The organism is Spiroplasma melliferum KC3, from assembly GCF_000236085.2.
Classification (GTDB): Bacteria; Bacillota_I; Bacilli_A; order Mycoplasmatales; family Mycoplasmataceae; genus Spiroplasma; species Spiroplasma melliferum.
On record NZ_AGBZ02000001.1, the window covers coordinates 690,297 to 705,048 of the forward strand.

At 28.1% G+C, this 14,752-nt stretch carries 9 protein-coding genes and 1 pseudogene; all 10 read left to right on the forward strand.

Annotation, left to right across the window (positions count from 1 at the left end):
• Positions 1-26 precede the first annotated feature (26 nt).
• The 10 genes and pseudogenes from SPM_RS03380 to scm1 all read left to right on the forward strand — a co-directional run bounded on the left by SPM_RS03380 (position 27) and on the right by scm1 (position 14,690).
• A complete protein-coding gene (locus SPM_RS03380; protein ID WP_051600833.1) occupies positions 27-3,182 on the forward strand; it encodes a DEAD/DEAH box helicase in 3,156 nt (1,051 codons plus the stop codon).
• 147 nt (positions 3,183-3,329) lie between these two features.
• Positions 3,330-3,811, forward strand: a pseudogene (locus SPM_RS03385) (hypothetical protein); the annotation flags it as partial.
• A 148-nt stretch (positions 3,812-3,959) separates the two neighbouring features.
• The gene (locus SPM_RS03390; RefSeq protein WP_040584407.1) at positions 3,960-5,330 is read left to right on the forward strand and encodes a hypothetical protein; all 1,371 of its coding nucleotides are present in this window, start codon (positions 3,960-3,962) and stop codon (positions 5,328-5,330) included.
• 102 nt (positions 5,331-5,432) lie between these two features.
• Positions 5,433-5,996 carry a Holliday junction branch migration protein RuvA gene (ruvA, locus tag SPM_RS03395; protein WP_004029004.1) on the forward strand — a complete coding sequence of 188 codons (564 nt, stop codon included), beginning with the start codon at positions 5,433-5,435 and terminating at the stop codon, positions 5,994-5,996.
• Positions 5,983-6,927: a Holliday junction branch migration DNA helicase RuvB gene (gene ruvB, locus SPM_RS03400; protein ID WP_004029005.1), complete on the forward strand. Its 945-nt coding sequence runs from the start codon at positions 5,983-5,985 to the stop codon at positions 6,925-6,927. Before ruvA ends, ruvB begins: the two co-directional genes overlap by 14 nt.
• 65 nt (positions 6,928-6,992) lie before the next feature.
• Positions 6,993-7,280: a hypothetical protein gene (locus SPM_RS03405; protein WP_004029006.1), complete on the forward strand. Its 288-nt coding sequence runs from the start codon at positions 6,993-6,995 to the stop codon at positions 7,278-7,280.
• A gap of 71 nt (positions 7,281-7,351) precedes the next feature.
• Positions 7,352-10,528 (forward strand): protein translocase SecDF, variant type, encoded by a 3,177-nt coding sequence (locus tag SPM_RS03410; RefSeq protein ID WP_239643291.1) that lies wholly within the window; start codon positions 7,352-7,354, stop codon positions 10,526-10,528.
• 25 nt (positions 10,529-10,553) lie between these two features.
• Positions 10,554-11,066, forward strand: a complete 513-nt coding sequence (locus tag SPM_RS03415; RefSeq protein ID WP_004029008.1) for an adenine phosphoribosyltransferase — start codon at positions 10,554-10,556, stop codon at positions 11,064-11,066.
• Positions 11,067-11,117: 51 nt separating this feature from the next.
• Positions 11,118-13,367, forward strand: a complete 2,250-nt coding sequence (locus SPM_RS03420; protein WP_040584409.1) for a RelA/SpoT family protein — start codon at positions 11,118-11,120, stop codon at positions 13,365-13,367.
• A 93-nt stretch (positions 13,368-13,460) separates the two neighbouring features.
• On the forward strand, positions 13,461-14,690 hold the full coding sequence (scm1, locus tag SPM_RS03425) for a motility-associated protein Scm1 (RefSeq protein ID WP_004029010.1): 1,230 nt from the start codon (positions 13,461-13,463) through the stop codon (positions 14,688-14,690).
• Positions 14,691-14,752 lie beyond the last annotated feature (62 nt).

Sequence of the window (14,752 nt, forward strand, 5' to 3'; positions counted from 1 at the left end):
AAACTTCCGATGATGAAAAAGAATTAATGATTTATTGTCAAGTAGCAACAAAACATAGTGGGGATTATTATGATGTTAATGTTGTTTTTGCTTTAAGTAATAATTTAACTTTTTTAACACGGCAAAATTGTAGCTGTATTGACTATAATTTTCAACATCAAATTTGTCAGCATATTATTGCTGTTTTGCTTTTTGCTTTTTATGAATCAAACAATAATTTACTTACATGACGATTATTTTTTACAGCAACTGATCAACTATTAACAACATTTATTAATAAAAATAAACAAACCTATGCCTTAAAAGAACGAATTATTACTTGTGAATGTAATTTAATTATTGATTCTACTTTGCAACAACCACCAGCCGTACAACTAAAGTTAGGATATGAAGGTGAGCAATTATTTGTTATTAAAAATATTTATCATTTTTTGAGTTTTTTAACAAAACATGCCCTTGACCCAGATTATATAAAAGGTTACGAAATTTCACAAAAATTTACTTTTTATCCCAATAAAAGTACGCTTTCACCATTTGCTGAAAAAGTAATTAAGTTTTTGCAACAAGAGTTTATTAATGTTAGTAGTTTTTTACAAACACAGAAAATGGATTTTTATGGGGTATCAATTACAAGAAGTTTTGGGTTTTCAGCATCACAAACTGATCAATTTTTAAGTCACATTAAAGGTGAAACAATTAAGCTAATAATTGATGGTGAAGAATATTCTGATGTTAAAATTAGCGTTGAGCAATATCAACCATCCTTATCTATTCAACAAAAAGATAATGTTATTCAAATTATTAATAAAAAAGAAAATCCAATTATTTTAACATCATCTCAACAAAGTCTATTTGATGCTAAGCAAATTTTTTTATTAAATCATAAAGATACTTTTTTATTAGGTCCAATTTATCAAACAATGGTACTAACAAAACACAATAAAATTACATTTACTCCCCAACAAACTAATGATGTTATTAAAGAAATTGTTGCATTATTAGATTATCCATATAATACGATTCAAATTGACCCTATAATTTTAAACTCATTAGAAAAAACACCATTAGTTATTGAAAGCTATTTTGATTTTAAAAACAAAGAAATTATGTTACGCCCTCTTTTTCGCTATGGAGCAATAACATTTGATTTACTAAATAAATCAAATAATGCCAATAAAATTGTTTTACGAAATGTTTATCATGAGCAAGAATATTTAACATTTTGTAAGCAACTTGGTTTTGTTCAAAAAGGGCATTATTTTATATTAAATGAATTAGAACATGTTTTAAAATTACTATCAAAAGATATTTTAACATTAGAAAAACTTTCACAAATTTTTTATACTGATAATTTTAAAAATGTTCGTTTAATTGATTTTAAAGTAACAAGTAGTACAATTAATGTTAATCAAAATAACGACTGGTTAGAATTTGATTTTAAACTTTCAAAACTTGATTATTCGGATTTAGGTGAAATTTTAAATGCGATTAATCATAATCAAAAATATTATCAGTTAACAAATGGTAGCATTATTGATTTGCAAGAACAAACATTGCAAAAATTTGCAACCTTAATTAATCAGTTTAATTTTAAGCAAGAACAATTTGCACAAGGAAAATTGCAAGTTCCAAAATATCATGCATTAACAGTTTACAATAACTTAGATTTATGAGCTGAGTTCAATTGTCATTTTAACCTTGATTTTGATCATTTAATTACAAAAATTAAACATTTAGAACAAAATGAATTTAGTGTTCCAACATCTTTAACATCAATGATGTGTGATTTTCAAAAAAAAGGTTATTTTTGATTAAAAACTTTAGCTTCGTTAGGCTTTGGTGGTATTTTAGCAGATGAAATGGGATTAGGAAAAACATTACAAACAATTAGTTTTATTTTAAAAGAATATGAATTAAATCAGCAAATGGCACCAGTTTTAATTATTGTTCCAGCAGCATTAATTTATAATTGAAAAACGGAAATTGACCGGTTTGCACCTATGTTACAAACACTAGTTATTGCTGGTGAACGAAAAACACGTGAAATGTTATTTACCAAAATTACGCAAGGGCAAGTGGTGATTACCTCTTATCCATTATTACGACGTGATATTCATTATTATCAACAAATTTTCTTTCAATATTGTTTTTTAGATGAAGCACAACATATTAAAAACCCACATTCAATTAATGCAAAACTAGTTAATACTTTAAAAACAGGAATTCGGTTTGCTTTGACAGGCACACCAATTGAAAATAATCTAACTGAATTATGATCAATTTTTAATTTTATTTTACCTGGTTTTTTATTACAACATCAACAATTCCAAAAGAGATATGAAATTCCAATTATTCGTGACCAAAATGAAGCAGTTAAAAAAGAATTATTACAAAAAATTGCACCGTTTATTTTGCGTCGTTTAAAACGAGGGGTAATGAGTGAATTACCACCAAAGATTGAAAATAAAATTTTAGTGGAAATGACAGCACGGCAAAAGAAAATTTATGCTGCATATGCTAATGCTGCGCGAGAAGAAATTAATAAAATTTTAACGGCAGGGCAATATCAACAAAATCGTTTAAAAATTTTTGCTACCTTAACTAAATTACGTCAAATTTGTTGTGACCCGAGTATTTTAGATAAAAAATATCAAAATGAAAGTGCTAAATTAGATGCATTACGAGATATTTTTGATGATCTTGCTGGTAGTGGTCATAAAATATTAATTTTTTCACAATTTACTACTGTTTTAAAACGAATTAAAGCAATTGTGGAAGAAATAGGTTTACAATACTTTTATTTAGACGGAAAAACTCGCTCGGAAAGTCGAGTGCTAATGACACAAAAGTTTAATGAAGATAAAACAATTAATATTTTTTTAATTTCATTAAAAGCTGGGGGAGTTGGTTTAAATTTAACAGCAGCAGATGTTGTTATTCATTTTGATCCATGATGAAATCCTTCGGTAGAGAATCAAGCAACAGACCGTGCTCATCGTTTTGGGCAACAAAATACTGTTCAGGTAATAAAGTTGATTGCAAAAGGGACCATTGAAGAAAAAATTTTAACAATTCAAAATAATAAGCAAGAGGTAATCAATGCCGTTTTAAATAATAATTCGGAAAATGCTAATTTTACAAAATTCTCAGAAGCAGAATTACGAAATATTCTTGAATTATAAAAAACAAAGAGGATGACAAAAAATATAATAATTTTTAAAAATATTTTTATATAGCAAATAATTTGTTAAAGGTACAGGGGTACTTTTTTTTTTTTTTTTTAAATAAGTATAATTAAAAGTGTCTTACAAAAGGAAGGTGACAATTAGATGAAACGGTTATTAACACTTTTTAGTGTTTTTGTTTTAGGTTTCGGTAGTAGTTTAGGTGTTGTTAGTTGTACAACGCGAGCAAAACATGAGCCTGATGACAACATCAAGATCTTGAAATTTTAAATCAAATAAAAAAGGAAGCAAAGCAAACTTTGTCAACATGATGGCAAACAAAAACAATGATTGATATTATTAAGGAATATCCAGAGCAAATATCATCATTTGAAGAACTAGTCGCAGAATTAAAAACAAAAAATGATGGCTTATTAACTTTGACGAGTACAGCAATTAGTAAATATTGTTTTTTAAATCAGTTGCTTGTTGGTTTTCAAGCAGAGTTTAATAATTTGAATCAACATTTACAAGATCGATATTCAAATTATTATGTTGATACAATGCCATTATTCTTAGGAGAAAATGACATTTCATTTGATTTATATAGTATTAATTTTGATAAGATAGCAAAACTATTTAGGAACTTTAAAATAATGAGGCCTTAGTAAAAAAAAAATACTCTCCTTATTTGACTTTTCTAAGATAACAAATAAAGAATGTTTAAAAATGTGATATAATAATAGATGATTTATAACATAATACAATATGATTGGGCTAAAGGAAGTATAAACAATGCAAAATGATATGCGTGCTATATATGAAGAAATGTGTGATACTTGTAAAAAAACCTTTAAAAAAATTATTTTAGCAATTCGCAATGACCGGACAAAAGATGTTAATAATTTACTTCTTTTTGTTTGTGAAATTAATCCGATATCTACTCTTAAAGATGATGCAGGAATAATGCCAATTGCATTAATTAATTGTAAGGATAATAAGTATACCTTTTTTTGAAAAACTAATTTTTTAGATGCATCAGGTAATCCAAAAGTTCCTGTTGTTAACCAAACAATTCAATTATCGCAAGAAACAATTGATAAAATCCCAACTCATCATCGTTCGTTACCAGTTAATAAACCGATTGAAAGAGTTCCCGTGGTTCAGCAAAAAGAAAATGAAGTATTAGAATCAGTTCATGAGTCAACAAGTAAATTGGAATTTGATTTACCAAGTAAAAATGAAATAGAAGTTAATGATGAAAGTAAAGATAATAATGATACTAAAGAAAAACCTATTGATTTACCAAGTGAATTAGTGGCAACATCACCGTTAATTGAAGATGAAACTATTGCTTTAACTCAAAAAATGGAACAAAATTCTATGACGTCAATGCGTAAAGTTTTACATACTATTAACCGCAAAATGCAATGAAAAATTTGAAGTTTAGTTGTTATTTTAGTAATGTCAATTGTTGGTTTTGGAATTGGTGGTTGACAATTATATCGTTACTTTTCAAACACTGTACATGATGAAAGCGGAGGAGGGGGTGTTAGTGAACGCACTAACATTACTTTACTAGGTGGAGATTTAGGTAAACAAGTTATTGAAATTGAAGATGCGAATAATTGATTGGATTTATATAGTGCATTATTAACATTAGAAGTTGGTTCCAAAAATGAGGGTAAATTAGAGCCGCAACTATTAGAAGCAATTAAAGATCCCGGTACTACTTTAACTTTTAGTAGTGAAAATTTTCACGAAGATAAAATAGCATATGCAGCTACAATTATTATTAATGCAGATAAGGCAACTAATTTTTATGGTATTACTAATATTGCAATACAAGCGAAATCAAAACGAATTAATATTATTAATTTGGGAACAAATTTAACAGACAATTCTGTTGATATTAAAAGTGATATCCCAAATGATATTTTAGAAGCTGTTTTAGCAAATTCAGCAATTCAAGGTAAGTTATCACCAAATCAATTAGCCTTGTTAGAAGCGGTTAACACTGATAGAAATTTAATTTTAAGAATCAATGATACTGTTAATAAAACACCAGGTGAAACCTCTAATATACAATTAGTTATTTTAGCGGATAAATCAAGCCTTTATAAAGGAACAACCCAATTTTCTTTAAAAGTAAAATGAACAGTATAACAACGCTTAATTTTTAAACTCATTATTATTTATGAGTTTTTTTTATTTTTAAAAAGGATTTCCTGCAATTTGCAAGTTAATTTAAGATAGGAGGAAGGTAAGATGTATGCTTCAATTTGTGGAACAGTTCAGGATATTAATGCAAATTTAATTTATTTAGAACATAATAATTATGGTTATGAAATTAATTTAGTTACAAATAAATTATTTGAGTTTAAAAAAGCAATGCAGATTAAATTATATACTTTTTTAATAGTAGAAGATTATTTTCAATGATATGGTTTTTTAGATTTAGCAACAAAAAAAATTTTTTGTGATTTATTAGCAATACCAACAATTGGAGTTAAAACTGCTGTTAAATTATTACAACAAATTAGTGTAGAAGATTTGTTAACTTTAGTGCAACAAAATAATTTGCATAAAATTGAACAATTACGGGGATTAAAAGTTCATAGTGGTCGAATTTTATTTAATGCATTACAAAAAATTTATTTCACAAAAAAATATAATAATTTACAAAACAAAGTTATTAATTGTTTAAAAACATTAGGTTATTCTTTAACAACTATTTATCAAACAATTAATGCAATTAAGCAACCACCAACGCAACTTGACCAATATTTAAAAATAGTTTTAACAGCAATAAGCAAAAATGCAGTCACTTAATTTTCGCCCCGATAATTTTGAAACATATATTGGTCAAGAAAGCATTAAAATAAATTTAAAAATTATGATAGCAGCTAGTCAAAAACAACAATTACCTTTAAAACATATGCTCTTTATTGGCGGCAGTGGAATGGGAAAAACAAGTTTAGGATATTTAATTGCAAATTTGTTAAAACAAAAATTACATCTTTTACATGGCCCAAATTTGCAAAAACCAAGTGATTTAATTACTTGTTTAATGCAAATTAAAACTTTTGATTTAGTTTTTATTGATGAAATTCATGCAATTAGTCAAGAAGTGAGTGAAACTTTATATCCAGTTCTAGAAGATAATTGTTTAAACTTAATTTTAGGAAAAGATTATAATACTAAAAATGTGACATTATCATTACCACCGTTTACTTTTTTAGCGGCGACAACTTTGTTATATCAAATTCCGCAACCATTATTAAATCGTTTTACAACTGTTTTTTATTTTGAAGAATATAGTAATTTAGAAATTCAGCAAATTTTAAATAACTTATTTTTGCAAGTTGGACTATCTTTAACAGTTAATGAATTAGAATTATTAACAAGTTATACTCGTAATAATCCCCGAACCACTTTGCGGTTATTTTATCGGATATATGACTATTTAGTTATTAGTTCTCGTTCAATTGATCTTGCCTTTTTAACTGAAATTTTAACTAATTTAAAAGTATTTCAAGATGGATTAGAATGAAATGAAGTTAATTATTTAAAACATATATATTATCTTTTTCAACAAAAACCAGTTGGTTTAGGGACATTAGGTCAAATTTTAAACGAACCTCTTTTAACAATTACTAATAATTTGGAACCATTTTTATTAAAAAAAGGTTATTTATTGAAAACTCCACGAGGACGGATGTTGACGTCTAAAGCAATTCAATTTTTAAAAAATTTAATATAAATTGCTTAATTTTTTAAATAACTTAGTTATAATAATAGTTAGAACTAAGGTAAGGTGTAAATCTAATGCAAAATTATCAAAAAGAACAACAGCAAATTGCTAATTATGTTTTAAAAATGATTAGTTTAAAAACAGTTGATTTAAAGTTATTAAATCGGAATATTACTGAACAGGATGTTATTAATTATTTATTAAAAATAATTTTAGTTGATAAAAAAATTATTGATGTTAGTGATGCTGCTTATTATATTTTTAATATTAAACTTAACCGGATAATTGAATTTATGAATAATCAAAAAATTACTGATCCAGATTTATCATTAGATGATTTTAAAGATATGTTTATTAAATAATAGTAATATTAGATAATAAATAGTGTACAATATATAAAGAAAAGTTGAAAAGTAGAATAGTGGTGTCAAGCGTGGGAAAGAAAGAACAAGTTAAAATAATTAAAGAGCCAAAAAATAAAAAAGCAATAAGTCGGTTAATTATTCGAATAGGAACATTAATTGTTTTGATTATTGCTATGATTGTTGGTGCGTTTTTTTCCGCGGATAGTTTTCGTTATTCATATCGAACAGGAATTGCTTATTCAGGAGGATACCAAGCTCAAATTGATGTTTTTGACAAAAGAGACCCTAATTATTCACCTGATACCCCAAATGGAGATAGCAAAAAAGGTTTAGAATTATTACGAAATAAATTAGATCCTTTATCAAACCAAAATTTATATTTACAAACATTAGGGCGTAATTCGGTTGAAGTTATTGTTGGAAAAGATATGTTTAAATCTTACAGTGAATTAAGTAAAACAATTCAACGATTAGGAGCACTTTACTTAACTGATAGTAAGGGAAAAGATTTATTAATTAGTGATAATAATGGCACAAAAGAACGAACACCATTAAGCGATGTTATTTCTGGTTCAGTAACAGGAGTTGACCAAGCACGTCGACCAATTATTACATTAGAAATTAAAAATCAACAAAAGTGAGATAGCATTATTAATAGTTTAAAGCCATCAGAAGGTGGAGGGCAAGCACAACCACTATATATTTGAACTGATATTGGTCAAATGATTGATGATTTACGACATGATACTGATAATCTGCAAGCAATTGCAAATTTGTTTAGTGTTGATATTCCTAGAAAAGTTTCTTCAACTGATTGAACAAATATTTATCATATTTTTGATATGGAATATTATGACAATGGTACAGCACAAATTCAACCTGGGAATTTGTTAGACTTAGCATTAAGGTATCCAATTTCGCAAGTTAAAGAATGAATGGAAGATAGTCGTTTTCGGTTTACAACAGTGCCGACAAATCGTTTATTAATTGATCCAAACGATAAAGCTGCAACAACAAATGCGTATATTGATCCATTACGACCATATTTACAAACAATTATTGAATATAATAGTGCTTTGACAGAAGCATATAAAAAATATGTTATTAATTGAAATTCAATTAAAATTGGAACTGGTGCTGCCGAAAATTCAAATCAAATTACAACATCAACAGAGACTGAAGCTCGTCAAATTAGTAACTTGATTAATGGGGGATTAAGTGGTTTAGAATTTACTATTCGTGGTTATCGTGAAATCCCACCTGTTGTTTCAGCAAATGTGTTTAAAATATCAATGATTATTTTAGGTGTTCTAGTTTTAGCCATTTTTATTGTATTATTAGTTTATTATCGTTTATTTGGTTTAATTGCCATATTAACCTTATTGTTTACAATTATTTCAACTTTGTATTTTTCATCTTTATTAAAGGTTGAAATTTCACCAGAAAGTATTGCAGCATTAATTATTGCTTTTGGATTATCGTTAGAAGGAAACTTGCTTTTCTTTTCACGGTACAAACGTGAGCGGTATGAAAATAACATCCCATTTGAGCCAGCAATGAAGATTGCCAATAAACAAACAATTGCTGTTTTTGTGGATGCTTTAGTTGTTTTAATCATATTAGGGTTATCACTATTTTGAACAGGAACTAATAATATTAAATCATTTGCCACAATTTTATTAGTTGGTTTAATTATTGCAATTATTATGGTTTTTGCCGTAGCGCGGTTAATGTATTGAATTGTCATTAAGTTACATTGACAAGAAAAATATCATTGATTAGATGTTTCACGATTTTCATTATGAACTTGATTGGTTAAAAAACAATCAAGAACCCTAACTATGGATGTTAAGAAAGTGGATTCTTCAGCGACTGATCCTCCACCTAAGACCGAATTAAACGTTACTGCTAATGGTGAAACAGAATTTGCTGCTTCAACCCCAGCAGAAAATAAAAAACCTAAACAAATAAAACATGGAAAATGAACCTTTTATAATATTACAAAATGAACCCCAATTGTAGGAATAATTTTATTAATAATTGCTTTAGCAATCGGTTTTGCTGGAAAAGCAAATATTGCTAATTCAATTAAACCGGGAATTAATATTACAATTAATGAAGATTTATGAGGAACAGATGGGTCTAAGCAAGTTCCAGATGAAGTTGCAATTGCCAAGTTAAAAACTCAAATTGAAGAGTATCAACAAATAACACATCATAATTTTAGTTTCAATATTTATGTTATTAAACGACAAGATAGTGGAAACAGTAATCGTATTTTAGTTGTTAGTACGAATATTACCAAGGGAACTTTTGAACGTGATTTGTTATCAAGCATTGCTTCATACTATGGTGCTAGCCCGAGTGATGCATCATTATCATTACAACAAACTGACCCAGTTATGGAAGGCTATATCTTAAAAATTGCGGCCATTAGCCTTGCGATTGGTTTAGCATGTATTTTTGTTTATACATTATTCCGATTAGATTGAGCACAGTTTGTTGGAATGGTGTTAGCTGCGATCTTTACGTTGGTTGTTACTATTGCTATTGCAATTATTACGCAGTTGTTAATTACCTTTGAAATGTCCATTGCTTTCTTAACAATTTTTGGTTTTGCAATTGCTTTTGGAACAATGGTGATGGTGCGAGCAAAACAAAATAAAAAAACAATTAATATCCGTGAGTATGAAACATTCTTTGCCTATATGTCAGAACATCGTGTTCAAATTAAACGTTTACGTCGTGCACATAAGGTTTATTATCAAGAGGAATTAAAAAAATTAGCAATAAAAAATCCAGATTTAAAATTAAAAGCGCTGAAAAAACAATACCGGGAACAATTACATCGGGTAGAATTAGCAGCAAAAGATATTAAAAGTAAAAACCATAAAATAATTCGAGAAATTCGAAAAGAGTTTCGAGTTTATAATTATGAACATAACTTTTTACAAAAAGTTGCTAATGTTACAATTAAACAAATGTTACAACATTGTTTAACATTAGGAATTATGTTTGCAATTTTATTAATTACTTTGGCAGCTTTTTCAGGAGCATGATTTGGCTTTAATGTTGTTATTTTAATTGGTTTAATTATTGGTATGTTTGCAACATTATTTGTTGCAATCCCAATTTGAGTAGCATTAGAAAAATATCGTGCCTTAAATAAAATCCGTGTTAAAAATTACTTAGATTCACAACGTGTTGAAGTTGATGAACAAGTTGTTGTTGGGATTAATGATTAATTAATCAAGAAAGGGATTTTTAAAAATGGATCTAAAAAAATTTATTGTTGATATTCCTAATTATCCAGAGCGAGGTGTTATTTTTCGTGATATTACTCCGTTGTTAAATAATGCCTTAGCTTTTACAACAGTGATTAATCAATTAGCAGCTTATGCTGTTGCCCAAAAAGCAACCGTAATTATTGCTCCTGAAGCACGTGGCTTTTTGTTTGGGCCAGCTGTTAGTTATGCTACCAATTTACGGTTTATTCCTGTGCGAAAAGTAGGAAAATTACCACGACCAGTTATTAATGTAAAGTATAGTTACGAATATGCGGAAAATCAATTAGAAATTCATGCTGGAGATTTACAGCCAAGTGATCGTGTGTTAATTGTTGATGATGTTTTAGCATCGGGAGGAACAGCTCGGGCAATGTGTCAATTAGTTAACCAAGAGCAAGCAACAGTTGCTGGATTGGCATTTGTGATTGATTTAACATATTTAAATGGTAAAAAAGATTTAGATTCATATCCAATTAAAACCCTGATTGAATATTAATGCTAAACGCGATATAATTATAATTATTATAAGAAAAAGGGGTTGTTTATAATGGATCGAGATATTAAATACGAAGAAGTCTTAGCCCAAATTAAGTTGTATATTAAAGATGAAGCAACATTAAAGGAAATTCAAAAAGCATACGAGTATGCTGAAGAAAAACACCATGGGCAAGTTCGCAATAGCGGCGCAGCGTATATTATTCATCCATTATGAACAACCTTTTTTTTGGCACAGTGACGAATGGGACCAAAAACTTTAATTGCTGGGTTATTACATGATGTTTTAGAGGATACTCCAGCCACATTTGAAGAATTGCAAGAATTGTTTGGGATTGAAATTGCTAATTTAGTTGAAGGGGTGACCAAAGTTAGTTATTTTGCGAAAGAAAATCGGACACAAATAAAAGCACAATACTTACGAAAGTTATATTTATCAATGGCGAAAGATATTCGGGTAATTATTGTTAAATTAGCTGATCGTTTACATAATTTAAAAACAATTGGTTATTTAAAACCAGAACGTCAACAAATTATTGCGCGAGAAAGTTTAGAAATTTATTCAGCAATTGCTCATCGTTTAGGAATGAAAGCTGTTAAACAAGAAATTGAAGATATTAGTTTTAAAATTATTAACCCCGTGCAATATAATAAAATTGTTTCATTATTAGAATCAAGTAATAAAGAACGAGAAAATACTATTAATCAAAAAATTGAAGAATTAAAACAAATTTTAATTACTGAAAAAAAGATGTCACTAAAAGTGTATGGACGGAGTAAATCAATTTATTCAATTTATCGTAAAATGAATCAGTTTGGGAAAAACTTTGATGATATTCACGATATTTTAGCTGTCCGCATTATTACAAATAGTGTTGATGATTGTTACAAGGTATTAGGTTTTGTCCATCAGCATTATACTCCATTAAATAATCGGTTTAAAGATTATATTGCTACACCAAAACATAATTTATATCAATCTTTACATACGACAATTGTGGCTGATGATGGTCTTATTTTTGAAGTTCAAATTCGAACTGAAGAAATGGATGAATTAGCAGAACAAGGGGTGGCTGCTCATTGACGTTATAAAGAGGGCGAAAATTATGATATTGCGAAAAAACAAAAAGATATTGATGAGCGGTTAGATATTTTTAAACGTATTTTAGATTTAGAAAATATTTCAGTACAAGAACGAGATGAAATTCAACAAGAAGTTTATAAACCGGATCATTTAATGGAACAAATTATTCAAAATGATATTTTTTCTTCTTTAATTTATGTTTTAACGCCAAATGGGAAGGTTGTAACATTACCTTTTGGTTCGACTGTTCTTGACTTTGCTTATAAAATTCATTCTGAAATTGGTGAAAAAACAATTGGGGCAAAAATTAATGGTTTATTTTCACCAATTTCAACTGTTTTAAAATCAGGTGATGTGGTTGATATTAAAACAGCAGCAACTCAAAAGCCAAATCACTCATGACTAGTTGTGGCAAAAACATCATCTGCTTTACAAAAAATTAAGAAATATTTGAAAAAAGAATTAGTTGAAGTGACTAGTGATGCAAAATCAGTTAATTTAGAAAAAATTAAACAAACTAAGGCACAAATTGAAGAATATATTGCAAAAAAAGATTTAAAATGAAAGTTAGTTGATTCAGAAACACAATTAGAACGATTGCATGCGATTAATTTTAATAATATTGAAGATTTTTTGTTAGATGTTGCTAATGATGAATATACTTTAGAAGAAGCAATTAATTTAGTTTATTTAGATCATGAAACAAGTCAAAATGAAAAAATTTTAAAAAAATTACAAGATAAACAATATAAAAAAGCACAATTAAAAGATGATATTATTGTCCAAGGAATTTCAAGTATCAAAGTTGTTATTTCCCAATGTTGTTTGCCAATTCCATATGAAGACATTACCGGTTATGTTTCTAAAGCCGAAGGAATTAAAGTTCATTTAAAAACATGTCGTAATATTCAAAGTGGTGATAAGCAAGACCGACAAGTTGAAGTTAGTTGAAATGAAGCAGTTTGTAAAAATAAGCAATATGATTGTGCCATTCGGATTGAGGCAATTGACCGACCAGCCTTGCTAGTTGATGTAACAAAAGTATTAAGTCATTTAAATGCATCGGTTCAAATGATGAGCGCCAATGTTTCTGGTGATTTAATGAATTTAACAATTAAAACAATTATTAAGGTTAGTAATGCTGATCGCTTGCAACAAATTCGGTCATCATTATTGGCAATTCCGGACATTAAAGTGGTAGAACGAGTTATGATGTAATGTCTTAATCCCTTCAGAACAAATAAAAAATATCATCTTCCTTGTTTTCTTGGTATAATGTATTTATAATTATTTAGAAACATGGAGGAGACTATGACATTAAAGTCTTGACTAAAATTTAGTACTATATGATTTTTAGCAGGGATTGTAATTATTATTGCTGGGGCAGTTGTTCCAACATTAAATCAACAAGTAACAGCATTAAAACAAGAAATTATTAATTCATTAAGTGTTAAAGGATTAAACCCTAATCCATTAGAAACTTTACAGGGAGATAGTGCTTATAATATTTTAAATTTTTTATTATCAAATGGTTCTTTTCAAGCAATTTTTAGTTTAAATGGATTTGCGCTTTTTAAATTTTGAGTAATTGATTTATATATTTTTGTTCCTATTTTTACATTAATTGCAGTTGGAACAGCAATTTTTGTAATTGTTTTATTAACAAATATAACAGCGGCACATTGAAAATGAAATGTTCGTTTATTAGTTGGGAAATGAATGACAAGAATTGGTAGTTTGACCTTGTATCTATCTTTATTTTTAGGATTATTTTTCATTGCCATTGCTGATGGTTTCGCTTTTGTTCTGCGTGAAAAACTTTACTGATATAATTTAACTAATGGTCAAGGATTGGTAACTTGAATAAACAATGGACAATATCAACCAAATGTTTTTTCGATTTTCGGTTTAATAATTAATCAAGATGGCTTAGGAGCGTTTTTTGCTCAAGCACCAACGATTATGCAAGCAGGAGCCGTATTAATTATTTTTATGATGCCTCTTGCTGTTGCTAGTGTTGTGATTGGATTATCAATTCGTATTGCAATTGAATTATTATTACCATCATCAGTAGGTCATCGTGGTGGGTTTGTGACTACCTTTATGCAATGATTAGGATACATTAATATTTCTTCGCGCCGTGAACTTCGCCAACGCTTAGGAAGCAATATTGGCATGATTTTATTAATGATTGGTTTTATTGTTATTATGATTTTCCCTGCTTTCACATCAACAACGGGATATGTGACAGCTAACTGAATTATTTTACTAGTTGCAATAGTATTAATGATAATTAGTTTTATTCCACTTTATTTTATGTTATTTTGTTTAGCACGTTTACAAGAATTTTCATATAATTTATTAATGTTTGTTCAAATGCTAACATGGTTGGTAATTGGTTTACTTTGACAAACTTTAATGTGAACAATATTTAGACAATATTTTCAATATCCAGCCGTTGTGCCTGTAATTACGACTTTCTTTTTTGTTAATATTTTGTTAGTTTCGTTTTATTTATTGGTTCGAGGATATCGAAAATAGGTTTTTGGTAAGAACTTCTTTGAAATAAAAAAGTTTTTTTTCATTTGGTATGCTATAATCCT